Origin of the sequence: Neptuniibacter sp. UBA6509 (assembly GCA_002435145.1) — a bacterium.
GTDB lineage: Bacteria > Pseudomonadota > Gammaproteobacteria > Pseudomonadales > Balneatricaceae > Neptuniibacter.
Window position 1 is genome coordinate 13,490 of the sequence record DJLT01000128.1, and the last position, 18,506, is coordinate 31,995.

An 18,506-nucleotide genomic window follows, 5' to 3' on the forward strand; every position below is an offset into this window, starting at 1 on the left:
AAGTATCGATAATCCTAATGTCAGATCTGTGTCATGCCACCGTCAGCAACCAGTTCAGCCCCAGCCACAAAAGAAGAGTCCGATGAAGCGAGAAATAGTGCAGCTGCTGCTATTTCGTCTGGCTGTCCAATTCGCTTAAGCGGGATCTGGGACGCTTGCAGTGCCTGAAAATCGGCGATCTCTTCCTCTGACAGACCCGTTCGACTGTACGCCGCTGTCATGACTGGGCCAGGAGTAAGAACATTTACACGTATTTTTCGAGGTGCGAGCTCCTGGGTTAAAGTTCGGGCAAGTGCTCTTACAGCAGCTTTGGCTGAGCCGTAGACACTCATGCCCGGTACAGCTCGGCAGTTAGCACTTGATGATACGATAATGGCCGCTCCACTATCGTTCATACATGGAACCGCCTTTTGAAGCGTAAAAAATACGCCTTTGAAATTAACATCACTCTGATAATTAAAGTCTTCTTCTGTAACCTCCAGAAATGGCTGCATTATGGCTCCTCCCGCGTTAGCGACAACAATGTCGATGGTGCCGAAGTGGTTCCGTGTTTTCCGAAACAATGTCTCTAGGTCATCCTGAGAACAGACATCGCCTTTTATAAACATGCTTTCCCCAGCAAGAGCTATGTCTGCGTCCTTCAGGGACTCTGCATCGCGACCAAATATAACGACCTTAGCGCCATGATCAGAAAACATCTTTGCTACCGAAAAACCAATACCGCTATTCCCGCCTGTTACTACGGCTACCTTGCCCTCTAATTTTTTCATTTCCTTAGCCTCACGGTCATTACGTTGTGGTCGAAAAAGTCGATAAGACAGATGAGTAGTTCGACTTTTGTTATTTATTATTAGACCGATCTACTATTAATGTCAAGACAATGTGCCGTTAAATGAAACGCAACGCTAGCTTACTCAGTCAAAAAGGTAGGATTTTGAGGCGTTACGACGCTTAGATGTCTAAGCGTCGAAAACACAAATACGGGATTAAGAATTGAATTTTTCTAGAATGAACATGTGATAGCCAAACTCATGACCAAATTGAGTGCAAATCTTCACCTCATTTTGTACATCTTTGAATGCGGAGCTATCTGCCAAATCCTCTTCTAGCTCGCTTAGTCGCTTCCCCAATGGCGTATAGTAGTTTAGCCATGCGCTTTCGCTTTGTGGGAAGTGATCAATAACCTGATAACCGGCTTTTTTCATTTGATTAATTCTGGTCTGAACCAGTTGAATATCCGGATATTCTTGTTCCCAAAACTCAATTGACTCACAGCTCGGAGTCGATGTTCGCCAGACCATATCGCTGAGCATTAAATACCCGTGCTTTTTAATTACAGAACGCCATTGCGCCAATGCATTTTCTATTCCGATTACATAGGCACTTCCTTCCGCCCATAGAAGGTCAAAACTGTTTTTTGGAAAAGGTAGCTTCGTCATGCTTGCACAAACCGTGTTGAGTTGGTCAACCAGACATTGTTGCGCAAAGCGCTGCTCCAGCCTATCAAGAGCTGATTGCTCATTGTCCAAGGCTGTAATCTCTGCGTTACTACATTTTGCCAATACTTCAGTAGAAAGCCCTTTACCGCAACCTATCTCCAGAATGGATTCTGGCAATTTTGGTACAGCGAGTAATGCTTTTTTGGTATCTTCCTCACTACCTGGCCCCCATCGCTCTAGTGTTTCAAAAATCTTCATGAAATCATTCATATATAAGTCGTGTTCGTTCATATTCTTTGATAACCACTTCAGTTGTAGAGCTTCTTTATCGCTAAAACCCTGAGTTAATAACCACTCTAAATGAGCATCAGGTGCCCGCTTATTTAAGTCTTCGTGCCACGCTTTGGTGTCACCTTCACCGATTAAGGCCACAAGCAACTTTTTAGACTGCTGTTTTTGCTCAATCTCTTTATCAAGTGCTGTTAAACGCTCCAGCAATAGCGCTTTATCAACTTTTTCCTCAAGGCATGCTTTACACTCCTTCAGTGTCAAACCACCAGATTGCAATTTTTGGATCAACAAGATTCGCTGTAAATCTTTCTCGGTATATACTCGATAGCCATTCGGTTGTCTGTCGCCAGAGATCAACCTAATCTTTTCATAGTAAAGAAGAGTGGTTCTTGATAATCCAACTTTGCTTGCAAGTTCTGATATTGTATACAGAGAGTTATACCTTCTAGGAAGTGACTGTAAGCACCTTAAACTGTAAAGCAGTAGATAGGTCAATAGATTTTAATGAGTTTTTTACAAGGAAGTTAGCGCTTATGATGCGTTGGCTGATCGAGATTAGAGTTTTAATTTTGCTGCTAACTTAGGCTATCTTTTGCGTAAACACGTGGCTTTTCTTTTTCCTGTTCCCACCAGTCCTGCTTAAGCTGTTGGGTTGTAGCAGGAAACTGTTCCTCTAAAACCTCCATATCCACTATTCTGTCCGTGCGAAAGTGCCTGAATCCTTCTCGTTTTTCGCACCATGCGACAGCGAGTTTAACCGTTTCGAAATAGGCAAGCATAAAAGGCCAAATAGTTCGCTGGCTAACCTTGCCAGCTCCATCTGTATATTCTATTTTGACTTTCTTTCGCGAGCGCATTGCTTCACGCAAAACCTCGGAGTCTATCGTATCGGAGATGATAGGCGTAAGGCAGGGGGCTACAACAACCAAAGAATCAGCGACTTTTTTTAGGTGCTGAGGTACGACATCGTTTAGCTTTTCAACCAAGCTTCTCGCGCCGATCGAGAGTTTCTCATCACCACGCTCGGCAACCCATTGAGCCCCTAAAAGCGCAGCCTCCAGCTCATCTAACGTAAGCATCAAAGGAGGCATGTCGTAGCCATCTCTCAAAATGTAACCAATGCCTGCCTCCCCCTCTATTGGGATGTTCTGAGCCTGAAGCTCTGCAATATCTCGATAGATAGTGCGTAACGAGACCTCCAGCTGCTCACATAATTGTTGCGCAGTGATCGGCCGCTTGGCCGATCGCAAGGTCTGAATAATACTAAAAAGTCGTCTTGTCGCTGACATAAGGCTCTTTTCACATTTCTGGTAATGACTTTTTAACGCCATCCATTTCTAGCATGGCCTTGTACCACCTTCCAGTGCTTTCCCCTGTGGGAAGTTCGTCTGCTAAACCCAGATGAAATATATTAGAGACAAGCGCAAGATCGGCGATGGTCGGCCTTGCGCCGCAAAGAAACTGCGAATCAGCAAAGGTTTTCTCTAGCAGAGGCGACAACTCTACCATTTTTTCTTGCCCTTGCTTGATAGCATCTTGATCAGCGTCCTCTCCCATAAATACTTTGTTAAGCACAATACCGAGAACAGCGGGAGATAAACGGCATTGAATCCAGTCCAGCCACTGATCTACAGCCGCTCGCTGATCTGCATCCTGAGGGTACCAAGCCTCCAAGTCATGCTTGCTACAAAGATAGCGTAATATCGCATTTGACTCGTGAATCTTAACATTATCGGCAATTAACGTGGGAACCTGATGATTTGGATTGATCTCCAAATATGTTGGTGACATATGCTCACCATTCATCATGTCGACGTTTTTAAATTCGTATTCTAAGCCAGTCTCTTCTAATAGAGAAACCACACGTCGACTGTGCTGTGAGAATGGAAAGCCATAAAGTGTATACATAAAGATATCCTTAAGTTAGGGTTTGGATGATAAATAAACGCGCCGAAAGATTAACAGAGCACTGCTGTCACCTCCTGTCAGCAGTCTTTCGAAATGTAAAAATGAGTGAGAGAAGAAGTTACGAAAGGAGCTAATTTGTGGGAGAAATTACATTTGTTCATCTCAGTGAAATGTACGAAAAACAGCTCATTGATTTAATGAATAACCCTTTAGTAGGCAAGCACCTGCCATTACTGGAGGGCGCTTTTTCGGAGGAGAATTGCCGAGAATTTTTAAGGTCGAAAAAGCAACTCTGGGAAGAATATGGGATTGGCCCTTGGATTGTATTAGTTAATAACAATTTTGCTGGATGGGGAGGGTTGCAGCCCGAAAACGGAGAGATAGATTTTGCCTTAGTGCTCCACCCTGACTTTTGGGGCTATGGAAGAAAGGTATTTGATAAGATCAAAAATATTGCGTTTGTTGATTGGAAGCTGGAGTCAATAACAGCGCTCTTACCGATTGATAGGCCAAACTCGAAAGCCATCACTCGATTTGGTTTTGTCGAAGATGGAAACTATTTAATCGGTGGCCAGCAATTTGTTCGATTTCGACTATCAGCTATACATGTGTAAAAACTAAGGTGAGGCGATGTAAGTGGTTGCACGTTTATTCGCCTCGCTCTACCCTCCAGGGTGGATTTAGACGATTGGCACCAGCCCAATATAGTTTTATCTTATTACCTGATGGGTCATGTAATATTGCTTCTCTCCATAGATATTCCATATCCATCGGCTCTTGATCAAATTTGAACCCTTGTTCTTTGAGATCAGATACCAATTTATCTATTTCGTGATTCTCAAAGTATATGACACTACCATTTAGACATTTCTTCTTTTCAAGAAAAAGAGAAAATGTTGACTGCCCTTCAGGGCATTCGAATCTAGCATAATGAGGAGTATCTACTATTTGTAGGAACCCCATTCGCCTATAAAAATCTGTTGCTTCATCCATGTTTGAAACGGGTAGCATCACCTGATTCATATTCATTGTTCGGTCCTTTTTAATGGTTTTGTTAGTTCAAAAAATTCTTCTCCGAAGAAACACAAGATTTTGTTCCTTCTGAATTTTCCGGCGTTTGATACACTGCTTACTCTTAAAACAGGCTTACTTTATGGCATTAATTTTGAATTCATCATGAAGTTTTACCCAATGTTCTCTGAGCGTATCTTTGTGCGCTTCGTCCATCGGTAACGCTTTCAGAGCCTCAGGCCATAACTCTCTCGCTTTTGTCATTGTGTCATCTAAATGAGGTTTGATCGCTCGCCACGGAATACCCGACTTATCTGCCCACGACTGAAAATGCGCCACGGTGACGGTATACCATTCTTTGGTTTTACCGAGATTGAGCGCGTACTGGGTTTCGTTTTCGATATATACATTGGTTGTAACGATGTCGTAGGCAGGAGACAGCCGTGGCGTAATCTTATCGGGATATAGAAAGCTCCAGTTCTTGAGATGTGCATCGCCATTGGCCAAGAGAATATTCACCAGCAATCGCCTTGCGAACTGTTGAGCGTCGGCAAGGCCGTCGCCAGAAAAGTCATAAATGACTTTGCCGATATTCTCGTAATTAGCCGAAGTATATTTTTCGTGCGGGTACTTCACCAGAATTTGTGCGAAGTCTTCCATGTGAATACGTTGATTGTCTTCACGATCAAATCGCTTGATGGCAAAGGCCTGCTTTTCATCGGGTAAGTTAATTTGTGGCAGATTGTCTAGCTGATTCAGCTCAACCAATTTGATCTCAGGAATATCAACGCCAACGAGCCCCGCCAGCGACATGGCGGTATATTCGTTCAGTGGCACAAACTTGTGCTTGGTTGAAGGCGTTTTGATGATCCAGTCACCCAGCACGTCACCCTTTGATAAGTTATAGCGCCCATCCTTTTCCTTCATGGAAAATTTCATTTGCACGCCAGCCAAGGAAAACTTGTTTTCTTGGGTGACCTTATCGAACTTAACCGCCTTAGCCTTTCCGTGCGTACTCAGGACACTCTCTAATAAAAGGACGGGAACATCTTCAGGCTCCATTGGCATGGCTTCGATTGCCCCCGGCAAATCTTCGCCAAGATACGAGAAAATGTGAAATTCATTATCTACATGCACTTTCAGGCCTTGTGCGATCAGCTCACGTAATGACCCCTCTGGTAACAAGTTTGAAAGTACTGGATGCAGCCGTTGATTTCGTGCCCATGGCGCAGCCATGAGCTTAGCCACATTCGGAAACGCGGGATGAGTAATCAGGCTGAATGTCGGACGATCAGGATCGTTTTTAAATGAGTCTGCAATGCTCAAGACATTGCGGCCATTATTAAACCCTGCGAGATAGCCGATCAGCACGCCATGAATTGAGAGCTGTAGAACATTTACTTCATCATTGCTATCTGTGCTCATTCATTCTCTCCCAGCAAACCCTGCCATGGATCATCGGCCAGTGGGTCACTTTGTTCTCTTCCCGTCTTGCTTTGCTTGGTTGGTGCCCCAGTTGATGACGGGTTATCGTCGGCCAGTACCGCCAGCACAGCATTCAATTTTTCTTGTGGTATTAGCAGCAACTCACTTTTTAGCCCCTTAGCGACTAGCTCTAGAGTATCAAGCCGAGGGTTGCCCTTGGATTCCAAGCGCTGATATTGCTGGCGCGATATACCAACACGCAGCATCATATCGTGCTGCTTGAGTTCTAGCGCGATACGGCGTTTTTTGATTTGTTCTAATAATGAATCCATGATGAAACTCATATGTTGCTATTTACCTATAAGAAACATATTAGTTTCTTTTTGTAATTTTGGCAACATATAAGTTTCTTTTTAGTGATCGGGGCGATTCAACTATATAAAGAAACATATGTATTGCTTTTTTTATGTGCTGCTGTTCGCTTATTGTGTTGTGCCAAAATTCGCTTATTGTGCTCATTTTGAGGTGAGCCAAATCTCAAAGCCCTAAAAGCCCCCAGCCAGTTTTCCCGATTTGCATAGCAAGTAGCGCAGAGCACCACGGAAAACTGACTGGCCGCCAAGCCCACCCTATATGACCTGATGGCAATGCCATCGATCATCCGACGGCCTCGATGATGATTCAACATCGCGCTTGTAATCGATATCGGCAGTCGGTAAACAGGTATTGGGTGCGAAGCATTAAAAAGTAAACTTCTGCCCTTGGGGCAGGCCTCAGCAACACCGTCATCGTGAAGATGAGACAAGAGTTAATAGGAATAAATTGCTGCAATTCAGCCTTACCTATTAAAAGTTCCGCTATTGGCGCGGCTTTACGATGACCGCAAGATGTGTGCGTGTAGTACAAAATCGGAGATTTTTCCCTCCCCGCACCTATCTTGAGAAGGAAGTTGCCCCGTCCGTTCTATCCTCAGGCGGCGCTCTAAGCGTCGAATTATCATTCTCTGGCAAGAGCTTATCAGGTGCGCAATCAATAGTGATTGGTATGCTGCACCAGCGAACGATTGGCCGTTCGATCACCACTTATGGGAGCCTCCGAGCTACCCCTAAGAACCCCATGGGCAAGGGCAAGATTTTGCTCTCCCCTTGCATCCCCATCAACCAGAATGGAGAAGTTAGCTCTCCCTTCATGGACTTCCCATCAATCAAAGGGGCATGTCATAGCCCCTCATGAACTCCCTCAACCAACCCTGCGCGGATTGGATGCCGTAAGCGTTTCGACGCTTAACCTCGACCACTGTTTCGCCAGTGGAGGACGACCAAGGTGCGACCTTGGATGCGTATGTATATAACTGCGCCAGCATAAATATCTTTGGTTGTAGATTCCTCTATTTTCCCATATTCTCCCCTATGGTTATGAGGGCAGAATATGCTATGACTGATGAAATTTTGACCTTGAAAGAGGTCGCGGCGTACTTAAAGCTCGCTGAAAAGACAGCCTACAAATTGGCCGCTGCGGGCAAATTGCCCGGTTTCAAAGTGGGTGGTAGCTGGCGATTCAAGCGAGAAGATATTGATCGCTGGATTGAAGAACAGAAATCTGAGAATAAAAGTTCGTAATTGAGCGCGTGGAAATAGGAAAAACAAAATAGATGCAAGGTGAAAAATTAACCTTATCACAGCTAGAGCAATACCTTTCGAAGGCAGCCTGGATTCTCAAAGGGCCAGTAGATGCCTCGGATTTCAAGGTCTACATCTTTCCCTTGTTATTCTTCAAACGTGTGTCGGATGTATATGATGAAGAATACCAAACCGCCTTGGCGGAATCCGATGGCGATACCGAATACGCCTCCTTACCCGAGATGCATCGCTTTGAGATTCCAGAGGGCTGCCATTGGCGTGATGTTCGCGAAACAACCACCAACGTTGGCCAAGCCATTGAACATGCTTTGCGCGGAATCGAAAAAGCGAACCAAGAATTTCTCTACGGCATATTCGGTGATGCCCAATGGAGTAACAAAAATAAGTTATCCGATAGCCTGTTAATCAACCTGATTGAGCACTTTTCGCAACACACATTGGGCAGAGAAAACGCGAATCCTGACATACTGGGTAACGCCTATGAGTATTTAATAAAACACTTTGCAGACCTAACCAATAAAAAGGCCGGAGAGTTCTACACCCCGCGATCCGTAGTGCATCTACTAGGCTTGATTCTTGATCCCCATGAAGGCGAAACAATTTACGACCCTGCCTGCGGAACAGGCGGAATGCTGTTGGAGTGCGTTGATCACCTCAAACATAATAATGAAGACTACCGTACCCTGAAGCTCTACGGACAAGAAAAGAACCTAACATCCAGCTCAATTGCACGTATGAACATGTTCCTGCACGGTATTGAAGATTTCAAAATACTGCGTGGCGATACTCTAAGAGACCCAGCATTCTTCGAAGCTGATGGTCTTCAAACATTCGACTGTGTCATAGCAAACCCACCATTCTCCCTCAAAGATTGGGGTGCCGAGAATTGGGCTAATGATCCCTATGGGCGAGGTGTATCGGGTATTCCCCCAAAAGGTAACGGTGATTTAGCCTGGGTTCAGCATATGGTCAAATCAATGAATAGCACGGGAAGAATGACCGTGGTTCTTCCTCACGGAGCAATTTTTAGACCGAATGCGGAAGCGAGAATTAGGAGGTATTTGATAGAGCATGATTTGCTAGAAGCTGTGATTGGTTTGGGGCCTAACATTTTCTATGGTAGCCCTTTGGCAACATGCATTGTGGTGATTAAGCAAAACAAAGAGGTCAATAAAAAAGGAAAAGTACTTTTTGTAGATGCATCAGAGCTGTTCCGGGTAGGGCGTGCCCAGAATCATTTAGAACCCTTACACGTTAAGCAAATACATGATTGGGTAAGTGATTATAGAGATGTAGAAAATCATACGAAAATTGTATGTGTTAAGGATATTCAGGAAAACGATTTTAATCTTAATATTCCTTTATATGTAGAGAAAATAGTTGAAGACGATTTGCTCAGTGTTGAACAAGCCGAGACCGAATTAAAAGCAGCGTGGGAAGCAAGTTTGAAAGCGGAAAGGGATTTTAAATCAGTGTTGGAGCGTTTTATCTAATGTCAGCAAAAGAGCTAGATCAAAAATCATTGGAAAATTATCTGTGGGGCGCGGCAACGACTTTGCGCGGTACCATCGACGCTGGTGATTACAAGCAATATATTTTCCCACTGCTTTTCTTTAAGCGTATCTCCGATGTTTACGATGAAGAATTTGAAAATGCATTAGCAGAGTCCGATGGCGACATGGAATACGCATCGTTTGCCGAAAACCACCACTTCCAAATTCCAGAAGGTGCACATTGGAAAGACGTGCGTGAAACAACGGTGAACGTTGGCCTCACCTTACAAAATGCTATGCGAGCTATTGAGAAAGCGAACCCAGATACGCTAGAAGGCATTTTCGGTGATGCAAGTTGGACAAACAAAGATCGCTTGTCTGATGCGATGCTCACTAATCTGATTGAGCATTTTTCCCAGCACAAGCTGAATCTTAGCAACGTGCCTGACGATAAACTGGGCAATGCCTACGAATACCTCATAAAGGAATTTGCAGACGATAGCGGTCATACAGCCGCCGAGTTCTATACAAATCGAACCGTAGTAAAGCTAATGACCATGATCATGGACCCGCAGCCAGGAGAGTCAGTTTATGATCCTACTTGTGGTTCTGGTGGCTTGCTTTAGAATTGTGCCCTGCATTTGAAAGAAGAAGCTAAAGAATACAGAACACTAAAATTATTCGGACAAGAGGTAAACCTAATAACTTCAGCTATCGCCCGCATGAATATGTTTATGCACGGAATTGAAGAATTCTCAATCATTCGAGGAGATACTTTAACTAACCCTGGCTTTCTGGAAAATGATCAGCTCAAGAAGTTCAATGTCATTCTTGCAAATCCACCATATTCAATTAAATCCTGGGATAGGAAACTGTTCGAAAGTGATCCTTATGGCCGTAACCTTTGGGGTGCGCCGCCACAAGGGTGCGCAGACTATGCCTTCCAACAGCACATCCATAAGAGTCTAGATAAAGTAAACGGAAGGTACGCAATTCTGTGGCCTCATGGAATTCTATTTCGAGATGCAGAAGCAGAGATGCGCCGAAAAATGCTAGAAACAGATCATATAGAAGCGGTTATTGGAATAGGGGCGAATTTGTTTTACAACTCACCGATGGAAGCGATGATCTTGGTGGGAAATACCAACAAGCCTGATCAAAGAAAAGGCAAAGTGCTCTTTATTAACGGCAAGGATGATGTTGTAAACAATAAAGGCCAAGCTTTTCTATCGGGTAACCATATCGACAGACTATATCAGGCATATAGAGATTTCATCGACATTCCTCATTTCGCTAAGGTTGCCAGCTTAAATGAAATTATGGAGTTGAACGGAAACATGAATGTTAATTTTTACGTCAAGTGTGATAACTCAGGGAGTAAACTTGATTTTCAAGAATCGTTGAGAAATTGGATCACCGCAAGCGATGCTCTAAAAGATTCGATGAATGCCCTATTAAAGGAGTGCATATAGTGCAAGCAATGCTAGAGCAAACTTCAGGTGATCTTGAGATTGACCGTTCTGATTGGGAGTTGGTAAAGTTTGGAGATGTGGCAATTCAACAAAAAGGGACTGTTGATCGCGAAAATACCGATCTAACTCGCTATGTAAAGGGCGAGCATATGTATTCAGAAGACTTACATTTGCGAGAATGGGGAGAGCTAAAAGACGAGTATCTTGGGCCAGCATTTATCCGAAAGTTTGAAGAGGGGGATATTTTATATGGTTCAAGACGAACATATTTACGAAAGGTTGTAGTTGCGCCGTTTGACGGTATTACGTCAAACACGACGTTTGTTGTTAAAGCAAATGAAAAACGAATTGATAAGAGACTATTGCCTTTTGTCATGCTGTCAGAGGGGTTCTCTCTGCATTCGATTCAAAACTCAAAAGGCTCAGTGAATCCATATGTAAATTGGAAGGATCTATCTGGTTATGAATTTCTGTTGCCGCCATTGTCTAAGCAAAAAGATATTTTGGATCTATTGCAAGGCATTGATCTTAGTATTCAGGCAGATATTGAGTTGAGGGCTTCTTTAGGTCGGCGGAAAACAAGCTTTTTCAATAGCGCTATTTACACTCCTGTAGATTCTCTGGGTGAGTTTGGGCGTAAAAAGTCTAATTTTCCGGTCCATAAATTAGGTGAACTAGCTACCAGATTCCAATATGGTATTTCTGAGAGCTTAGAAAATTCTGGCGATATTCCTGTGCTTAGAATGAATAACTTACAGAATGGGGTTCTAGATATAAATGATTTGAAGTTTGTTGCTGAAAACTACAATAACCTTGACGATTTCATCTTGAATCAAGGCGACATCTTATTTAACAGAACCAATAGTTATGAATTAGTAGGAAAAACATGCATATTTAATGAGGAAAAGAGGTTCTCATTTGCTTCTTATTTGATTCGCATTGTTACCGACAAAAGTAAACTGCTTCCTGAGTACCTTAACTTTTACATGAACTCCCCTATTGGTCTCTCAAAAATAAGAAAATACCGAACGCCAGGTGTGAGTCAATCGAATATCAACGCAAACAACTTGAAGAGGTTGTTAATACCAACACCAGATTTAGAATTTCAAAAGCATCTGATGTCACAGGTTTTTCGGATTGAGTTTGCAGAAAACAGTGTTAACACAAAAGTGTGTGAGGGGAAAGCCTTGCTGCTGAAACTGGTCAATCAGGTGTTTTAAAATGGGGTTTACGGAATTAAATAGCGTAGAGCATTACATTGTCAATCAATTGGCGGGTTTGAATCTCAATCAGAGTAAAGTCGCTGAGACACCTTTGCAGCCTTATAGCGCCGAGTGGCAATATCAAAGCTCGGAGCAACTTGGCCGTGGTGTTAATGAAGTGCTCGTTGAGCCGCAGATAAAAGAGGCGTTACTGCGTCTTAACCCAGAAATTCAAGCCAAGCCTGAACTAGCTGATGAGGTCATCTACAAACTCCGCGCTATTTTAATTTCGGTCAATCAGATCGGTCTGGTAAAGGCCAATGAAGAATTCTTCTTGTGGCTGACAGGCGAGAAAACTATGCCTTTCGGCGAGAATAACCGCCATGTGCCTGTTCGTTTAATTGACTTCGAAAATCTCACCAATAACCAATATATCGTCACCAATCAGTTCCGCATCCATCACCGCGAAACTGTACCCCGTCAGCACATGTTGGACAGTTAGCGCTTGATTGCTAAGGTGATGTTTTTGGCTTATCGAAGACGACGAAGGAGTCGAAGATGAGCAAAAAACAAAGTCCTAAAACCCATAAGGCGGAAGCAGATGCTATCGTCCGTAATGTGAAGCGCCAGACGCGGCGTAAATTCAATAGCGAGGAAAAGATCCGCATTGTTCTGGCCGGCATTCGCGGTGAGGAGAGTGTCGCTGAGCTCTGCCGCCAAGAAGGCATCCATCAGAACCTGTACTACCGCTGGAGCCGTGAGTTTCTGGAAGCTGGCAAGAAACGCCTTGAAGGCGACACTATGCGCGAGGCGAGCACCAGCGAGGTTAAGGAGCTGCGCAAACAAAACTCCGAACTGAAGGAGGCTTTGGCTGAAGAAATCCTTGAGCACCGCCTTCTTAAAAAAAGCGGTCATCTGGCTGGGGAGGACGGTATATGAGATATTCCCCTGCATCTAAATACGAGATCATTCGCACCGTTGAGGAGAGCGCACTTGGCATCCGCCGTACATGTGAGAAGCTCGGTATTTCGCGCTCAACCTTCTATAACTGGTATGATCGTTACTTATCGGGCGGTTATGAGGCACTGGCGGATCAAAAGCCCCGCCCCACATCTGTGTGGAACAAAGTACCTGATGGACAGCGCAAAGCTCTGGTTGATCTGGCTCTTAACGAACCCGAGTTATCACCGCGTGAGTTGGCTATCCGTTTCACGGAAAGCCAAGGTTACTTCGTGTCTGAGGCTACGGTCTACCGCATTTTGAAAGACCAGGATCTCCTGACTTCTCCGGCATGGATCGTGATGAAGGCGAAGGACAAGTTTGATCAGCCTACAACGGCAATCAACCAGCTTTGGCAGACAGACTTTACCTATCTGAAGGTCACAGGATGGGGCTGGTATTATCTATCGACCGTGATTGATGATTATAGCCGCTATATCGTGAGCTGGCGGCTATGCACTGGTATGGCGGCCTCGGATGTGGCTGCGACACTCAAGGATGGCCTCAAAGCCGCAGGTCTAAGTCGCAAGCACAGGCCGCGCCTGTTGAGCGATAACGGGCCATGCTATATTAGCGGAGAGCTTAAGGGCTGGCTCGCTGAAAACGGTATGACGCACACCCGTGGAAAGCCCTATCATCCCATGACCCAAGGCAAGATCGAGCGGTGGCATCGCACGATGAAGGACAAAATACTTCTAGAAAATTACTACCTGCCAAGCGAGTTAGAAAGCCGCATTGGTGAATTTATTAACCACTACAATACGAGGAGATATCATGAAAGCTTGAACAATCTAACGCCCGAAGATGTGTGGCTGGGGCGAGGTGAAACCATCTTGCAGCAGCGCCGCAATATTAAGGCAAAAACTATGGATTTAAGAAAAAAATTGTATTGGCAGCAAAAGGCTGCTTAAAATTAAACCAACGAGCCAAAAGCACACCTTGTTTTTTTAGGCACCGTGTCCAAAATACTCTGACGACGTACAGTGCTAAAGCTCGACTGCTTTAAAAGGCGTCGAAAGTTTTCGCTGCGCTAGGCTGAAAGTTCAATAACGCGAGATCACTGATCGTGTTCGCTTGATTCAATAATTACGTGCCCCTTTTGGGTAAACGTCAAAATATCACACAACTTGTCTCCATCAAGACATCCCCCTTCCTTCCGCGCCCAAAAAGACTGGGCTTGTGCAGGACGGGCGGTTCCCCCTGTCTGGATTACGCCAAAACATGTGATCTTACGCTCGCTTCTCTCGCTCCTTTGTCTGGGGTTTTCAACCCCAAAAGGGGATGTGTTTTTAAGATTAAGGAGAAAAGCAATGAGCGAAGAAATCAGAATTTATGTGGCATGTTTGGCAGCGTATAACAGCGGTTATTTGCATGGCGTTTGGATTGATGCAACGGCAGACATTGACGACATTCAAGACCAAATAAACAGTATGTTGGAATCCAGCCCTGTAGAGGATGCAGAGGAATACGCCATTCACGACTTTGAAGGTTACGGCAGTTATCGCCTGTCAGAGTATGAAGGGATAGAAAGTGCGCACGAAGTAGCCTGTTTTATTGAAGAGCATGGCGAGATAGCCGCCGAATTGATCAGCCATTTTTCAACGCTTGAAGAAGCTCAGAAAGCCATGGAGGAGGATTATCAAGGCGAGTATGCAAGCCTCTCAGATTGCGCGCAGGAGATCACAGAAGAAACAAGCGAAGTGCCCAGCCATTTAGAATTTTATATCGACTATGAGCGCATGGGGCGCGACATGGAAATGAGCGGCGATATTTTCACTATCGAAACAGGCTATCAGGAAGTGCATGTATTTTGGAACCGCTAAGGCGGTTCCCTTCATGCGGAAAGGGAATTTAAAATGCGTGATTTAACAAACGAAGAAAAACAGAAATCACTAAAACGGGCTTTAACCTGCACAGGCGGTGCGCTGGATAGATGGAGCGCCAGAGCGGCAACAGGTCTAAATGATGCCGACATGGCAAAAGCGGTTCGTTATGAATTAGGTATTTGCGGCGGTTCAGGTTGCAGCAATAGCATACGCCTTCATTACGAAGGCGCGGGCTTAAAAGTATGGGCGGCATGGGAAATATTCATCCCTTCATCTGAAGCGCCTATATTTCAGGGAGACGCCACCATTAAAGCCGCGCGGTGTTTGTTTGGTGTTAAAAATCCTGATGACGTGCAGCTCGATTTGTTTTGACCGATAAAAATTGCGCCGCCAAGCTTGGGGCTTGGCGGCTAACTGCAAAAGACACCACAAATTTGCATAAATGCAAATCCGATGGTAAGAAAATCTATAAGAAAGAGAAAGTTAAATGATTGGTTCGGAAGACACTTAAAAGGGGCGCTCAAGCTGCTATTGGATTAACCGTTGCGTTTGAAGTTGCGCTTTTGAATTTGCCTGATCTTGTTTCCTCACCATTAGAGGAATATATGCAAGAAAATGATATTCCTCTGGAAATAGTAGAGGGAATGAAAACCGATGGCATGCGGGTTTATCACGAGCACGGCCACCTTTCTGCTCTCCATTTGTCAGCACTTTTATTTACTAATAATGCAAAGAACTTTGATTTTCTATGGGCAATAGTCGAGCCATTAAGAGCTTTGCCGAGCGTGTATGGCGACATGGCAAGCCTTCATGCTTCGCATGGCGATTGTATGATTTTTATGCCTGATAAAGACCAGACAATTGATGATTTAATAAGCAAAACTACAGGCATACCTGAATTCGACTTAGAGCTTACTGAGAAGCTAAGAAATACATTTAAAGCTAATATACTTGTTCATGAGGTGGCTCATGGGCAACCCATGGAGCGGTTCAATCAAGAGTATTGTGTGCAAGAACATGGGACAGCGGTAGATAGTTCGGGCTCTTCTGAGCTATATAGCGAGTTAAGAAGCGATGACGCCTCGCTAGACCTGATGAAAGATGCCGATGTTACCGACTATATGATTTCGTATCGAGCCGTCACCGCATTTAATCATTTGCATGATATATCTCACGATACAGCCATATATATCGATGAATGGTACAACAAAGACAGTCTATCTTTACGAGGCGAAATGCCCGATCACCTTGATTATAAAAATGATTTTGCCCAAGTTTTTAGCCCTTATGTTGAAAAATATTCTTCAGAAGAACCGGCTCCCTATCAGCTATATAAAGCTGCGTTAGAATTTTTGGACGATCATGCAGATACTGGAAAGGTGCGCGAGTCATCACAAAGAATGGTAGAGCTTTACGTTAGAGGCGTAGAATATTTTGCTCCAACGAAATCCGAAGAACTGCGCGCAATGCGTAATTCTCTGAATTTAAAAAGTGACAGTAGCCCTGTTGTTTTTTGATCGCCGCGCTAATAAGGAAAAACGCCCAAAAACGGCATTTTGCTGTTTAGTATCGCCTGAATATCTTCAGGCAAGTAAATCGTCGGATCGTCATAGCCGATCCTAATTGCGGAATTATTGCGCGGCATGAATTCCATGCCGTCTTTTTTGATAGAAAAAATGAGCGTGTTGTGCGCAAGCCAGCGCCCGTAACACACTTCATAACCTTCGCTTTCAAGTAGCTCAGCGACTTCAGATGTTCCAATTTTTCCGTCGCCGTCATCGTAGCCAAATTTTGAAAAGGCATGGCTCCAGTGGTAGCGGTTTCCGCAATGTTCGCATTTATCACAAGCCATGCCATTGTCCTTTCTTATATCTCAGGCTCAAAATCCATGCCTTTATCGTCATCACGCTTGTTTTGACGGTTTGGTGCATGTGTATTTTGAGTATTTCTGCTTTGCGTATTCGTTTTCGAGCGTTCAGCGTGTTTTGACTTTTCTTCATGTTTGGCAACATGATTAAGATCGCGTACCAGCGCTTGGCGTTCTTTTTCTTGGGTGTCGCGCAGCAATTGGATTTGCGTTTGCAAGTTCTGGCGCTCGGTTAACTGCTTTTGAATCAGTTCTTCTTGCTGTTTACGATCACGCAAATGTGCTTGCCATGCTTCTTGTTCATTGCGTTTTCGGGTTTTCCAGTAGCGGCCATTGAGCTTGTCCCAAATGCCCTTAAAGCCTTTGCGGATTCTGGCGGAACGCTTCAATTCTTCAGCTTGCCAGCGTTTTTGCTGATATTCCTTAAGGCTGGCGCGTACCGAGCGGTGTTCATTGGTTAGTTTGGCCTTATCTGCTAGCAGAGGTTTGAGCTTTTCATTGTGTACGCTGCGCAATTCTTCTTTGTAAGAATCAAACAGCTTTGAAAGCTGGCCTTGTATGCCGTTTTTCACTTCCTGCACTGATGGCAAGTCCTTGGCACTGCCAAGGCGCGCTTCTAGGGCTTTGGCTTTTTGCCCAAGCTGGCGCGTGAGTGAATACACTTCGCCATATACATCTAAAGCCACAAAACCGCGCTTATCGCCTTTGGCTAAAAAGTAGCCTTTTTCGCGAAGAGCATGCTCGAAGCTGGTTTTGGTGTCGGATATTGCCCAGCACTCCTGAAGCTCACTTTTTATGTCTGATGCTTTACGGCCAACACGCTGCGCTTGCTGCCATTCGGCGCGGGTGAAATTCAGTGGGTTTTTCTTGGTTTTGTCTTTGAATCCTTCAGGCAGCTTCCAGCCATGTTCGAAATACAGTGATTTTGAAAGGTCATTGAGCTTTAGTTTTGGGTGCGAGATATTGACCGCCTTCATCTCGTCCGTATTGATACGGCTCCAAACGCAGTGCGCATGGCGGCGGCCTTCCTTTTCATGGAAGACCACCACGCGGGGCTGACCTTGCAGCCCCAGCTTTTGCTCCACGCGCTCCAGCGTTTTTTCAAAGGTCTCAATATCGACCTTTTCATCCTGAGGCGGGTTCAGGCTCAGGGAATACATGAATTGCTTACACTTGGTTCCCTTGGATAGCGCATAGGCTTCATTCAATGCGCCGAGAACATCTTGCGCCATAAAGCCGCTCACCTCATGCACATTGACGTGCTCATTTTGCTCCCCGTTGAGCAGGTGAAGCGCCATTTGGCGACCGCCAGCGCGTTGATTACCCTTGAGGATCATCTTTATCCTCCTTTTCTGGTTCACTTTGAGGCTTGAGCCCCAGTGCCTTGATTAGGGTGTCGCGCATCCACTGAATGGCCGTAACGGACTCATTGAGTGATTCCACAACGTCATGATTGACAGGGAGAGAACCAGAATTAGCCGCCTTGGCGAGCTGGTTAATATTGGCGCTGATGCGGGATTGGCCGAGCGCCCCAATTAGCTTGGCGATGGCCTTTTGATCAATATCAGCAGTTTCGCCACGCGTGCGCTTTTTGGGCATTTCAGGCATATCTTCTTTGAAGATCAGCCAGCGAATGTAAGCCGCGAGCGGTCTGCCAGCCGCAGCCGTCTCCAGCGCCTTGCGCTCTTCCTCGGTAAATCTCATGGAAAATGGAGGTGGATACTTGGTTTTTGGCGTTTTATCGACCATTTCAAGCCCCTCCACTTGTCAAAATGGGGCTTTCGCCGTTATACTCCGCGCCCTGTGAAGCGTGGGCTCCCTCTAAGCTAGATAGTAACGCGCTGATATGTGGTGGCTTAGAGGCAATATCAAGGGCATTGACCAGCAGCTTAGACAGCGTTGGCAACCAGCTCCCGCAACCACATTTAAGCCC

The 18,506-nt window shown here is 44.9% G+C and carries 20 protein-coding genes and 1 pseudogene; 10 read left to right on the top strand and 11 right to left on the bottom strand.

Annotated elements, in window-relative coordinates:
- Nucleotides 1–20: 20 nt before the first annotated feature.
- From B4K11_RS17580 to B4K11_RS17595, 4 genes are all read right to left on the bottom strand, one after another.
- On the bottom strand, nucleotides 21–770 hold the full coding sequence (locus B4K11_RS17580; RefSeq protein ID WP_272965409.1) for an SDR family NAD(P)-dependent oxidoreductase: 750 nt from the start codon (nucleotides 768–770) through the stop codon (nucleotides 21–23).
- Between the two features lie 216 nt (nucleotides 771–986).
- Nucleotides 987–2,213, bottom strand: coding sequence for a MerR family transcriptional regulator (locus B4K11_RS17585; RefSeq protein ID WP_349675801.1), 1,227 nt, complete (start codon nucleotides 2,211–2,213; stop codon nucleotides 987–989).
- A gap of 92 nt (nucleotides 2,214–2,305) precedes the next feature.
- The gene (locus B4K11_RS17590; RefSeq protein WP_272965410.1) at nucleotides 2,306–3,019 is read right to left on the bottom strand and encodes a helix-turn-helix transcriptional regulator; all 714 of its coding nucleotides are present in this window, start codon (nucleotides 3,017–3,019) and stop codon (nucleotides 2,306–2,308) included.
- A gap of 10 nt (nucleotides 3,020–3,029) precedes the next feature.
- Nucleotides 3,030–3,638 carry a glutathione S-transferase family protein gene (locus B4K11_RS17595; protein ID WP_272965411.1) on the bottom strand — a complete coding sequence of 203 codons (609 nt, stop codon included), beginning with the start codon at nucleotides 3,636–3,638 and terminating at the stop codon, nucleotides 3,030–3,032.
- Nucleotides 3,639–3,775: 137 nt separating this feature from the next.
- Here B4K11_RS17595 and B4K11_RS17600 point away from each other — a divergent pair, with 137 nt between their 5' ends.
- The gene (locus B4K11_RS17600; RefSeq protein ID WP_272965412.1) at nucleotides 3,776–4,252 is read left to right on the top strand and encodes a GNAT family N-acetyltransferase; all 477 of its coding nucleotides are present in this window, start codon (nucleotides 3,776–3,778) and stop codon (nucleotides 4,250–4,252) included.
- Between the two features lie 34 nt (nucleotides 4,253–4,286).
- On the opposite strand, the gene B4K11_RS17605 is transcribed toward B4K11_RS17600, so the two are convergent.
- The 3 genes from B4K11_RS17605 to B4K11_RS17615 all read right to left on the bottom strand — a co-directional run bounded on the left by B4K11_RS17605 (nucleotide 4,287) and on the right by B4K11_RS17615 (nucleotide 6,406).
- Nucleotides 4,287–4,667, bottom strand: a complete 381-nt coding sequence (locus tag B4K11_RS17605) for a VOC family protein (protein WP_272965413.1) — start codon at nucleotides 4,665–4,667, stop codon at nucleotides 4,287–4,289.
- A 117-nt stretch (nucleotides 4,668–4,784) separates the two neighbouring features.
- Nucleotides 4,785–6,074: a type II toxin-antitoxin system HipA family toxin gene (locus B4K11_RS17610; RefSeq protein WP_272965414.1), complete on the bottom strand. Its 1,290-nt coding sequence runs from the start codon at nucleotides 6,072–6,074 to the stop codon at nucleotides 4,785–4,787.
- The gene (locus tag B4K11_RS17615) at nucleotides 6,071–6,406 is read right to left on the bottom strand and encodes a helix-turn-helix domain-containing protein (RefSeq protein WP_272965415.1); all 336 of its coding nucleotides are present in this window, start codon (nucleotides 6,404–6,406) and stop codon (nucleotides 6,071–6,073) included. The genes B4K11_RS17610 and B4K11_RS17615 overlap by 4 nt, the downstream gene beginning before the upstream one ends.
- A 1,101-nt stretch (nucleotides 6,407–7,507) precedes the next feature.
- On the opposite strand from B4K11_RS17615, the gene mads1 reads away from it, so the two are divergent.
- The 9 genes and pseudogenes from mads1 (at nucleotide 7,508) to B4K11_RS17660 (ending at nucleotide 16,223) form a co-directional block, all read left to right on the top strand.
- Nucleotides 7,508–7,693 (top strand): methylation-associated defense system helix-turn-helix domain-containing protein MAD1, encoded by a 186-nt coding sequence (mads1, locus tag B4K11_RS17620; RefSeq protein WP_272965416.1) that lies wholly within the window; start codon nucleotides 7,508–7,510, stop codon nucleotides 7,691–7,693.
- A 32-nt stretch (nucleotides 7,694–7,725) separates the two neighbouring features.
- Complete coding sequence (locus B4K11_RS17625; RefSeq protein WP_272965417.1) at nucleotides 7,726–9,207, top strand: type I restriction-modification system subunit M; 1,482 nt, start codon at nucleotides 7,726–7,728, stop codon at nucleotides 9,205–9,207.
- Nucleotides 9,207–10,679: pseudogene (locus B4K11_RS17630) on the top strand (type I restriction-modification system subunit M). Before B4K11_RS17625 ends, B4K11_RS17630 begins: the two are co-directional and overlap by 1 nt.
- A gap of 8 nt (nucleotides 10,680–10,687) precedes the next feature.
- Nucleotides 10,688–11,899 (top strand): restriction endonuclease subunit S, encoded by a 1,212-nt coding sequence (locus B4K11_RS17635; RefSeq protein ID WP_272965494.1) that lies wholly within the window; start codon nucleotides 10,688–10,690, stop codon nucleotides 11,897–11,899.
- Nucleotide 11,900: 1 nt separating this feature from the next.
- A complete protein-coding gene (locus B4K11_RS17640) occupies nucleotides 11,901–12,383 on the top strand; it encodes a type I restriction endonuclease (RefSeq protein WP_272965418.1) in 483 nt (160 codons plus the stop codon).
- 56 nt (nucleotides 12,384–12,439) lie between these two features.
- Nucleotides 12,440–13,791 (top strand): IS3 family transposase gene (locus tag B4K11_RS17645; protein WP_272965419.1). Its coding sequence is split into 2 segments (ribosomal slippage): nucleotides 12,440–12,782 and nucleotides 12,782–13,791, totalling 1,353 coding nucleotides; the frame shifts between segments, so codons are not numbered across the junction.
- Nucleotides 13,792–14,190: 399 nt separating this feature from the next.
- Nucleotides 14,191–14,703, top strand: a complete 513-nt coding sequence (locus tag B4K11_RS17650) for an antirestriction protein ArdA (protein ID WP_272965420.1) — start codon at nucleotides 14,191–14,193, stop codon at nucleotides 14,701–14,703.
- Nucleotides 14,704–14,736: 33 nt separating this feature from the next.
- On the top strand, nucleotides 14,737–15,078 hold the full coding sequence (locus B4K11_RS17655) for a hypothetical protein (protein WP_272965421.1): 342 nt from the start codon (nucleotides 14,737–14,739) through the stop codon (nucleotides 15,076–15,078).
- A 233-nt stretch (nucleotides 15,079–15,311) separates the two neighbouring features.
- Nucleotides 15,312–16,223 carry a hypothetical protein gene (locus B4K11_RS17660; RefSeq protein WP_272965422.1) on the top strand — a complete coding sequence of 304 codons (912 nt, stop codon included), beginning with the start codon at nucleotides 15,312–15,314 and terminating at the stop codon, nucleotides 16,221–16,223.
- Nucleotides 16,224–16,231: 8 nt separating this feature from the next.
- On the opposite strand, the gene B4K11_RS17665 is transcribed toward B4K11_RS17660, so the two are convergent.
- The 4 genes from B4K11_RS17665 to B4K11_RS17680 form a co-directional block, all read right to left on the bottom strand.
- Nucleotides 16,232–16,558: a hypothetical protein gene (locus B4K11_RS17665; RefSeq protein WP_272965423.1), complete on the bottom strand. Its 327-nt coding sequence runs from the start codon at nucleotides 16,556–16,558 to the stop codon at nucleotides 16,232–16,234.
- A 14-nt stretch (nucleotides 16,559–16,572) separates the two neighbouring features.
- On the bottom strand, nucleotides 16,573–17,910 hold the full coding sequence (locus B4K11_RS17670) for a relaxase/mobilization nuclease domain-containing protein (RefSeq protein ID WP_272966402.1): 1,338 nt from the start codon (nucleotides 17,908–17,910) through the stop codon (nucleotides 16,573–16,575).
- Nucleotides 17,894–18,322, bottom strand: a complete 429-nt coding sequence (locus tag B4K11_RS17675; RefSeq protein WP_272965425.1) for a MobC family plasmid mobilization relaxosome protein — start codon at nucleotides 18,320–18,322, stop codon at nucleotides 17,894–17,896. The genes B4K11_RS17670 and B4K11_RS17675 overlap by 17 nt, the downstream gene beginning before the upstream one ends.
- 1 nt (nucleotide 18,323) lies before the next feature.
- Nucleotides 18,324–18,506: hypothetical protein (locus B4K11_RS17680; protein WP_292950414.1), on the bottom strand; the 183-nt coding region annotated here is incomplete at its 5' end.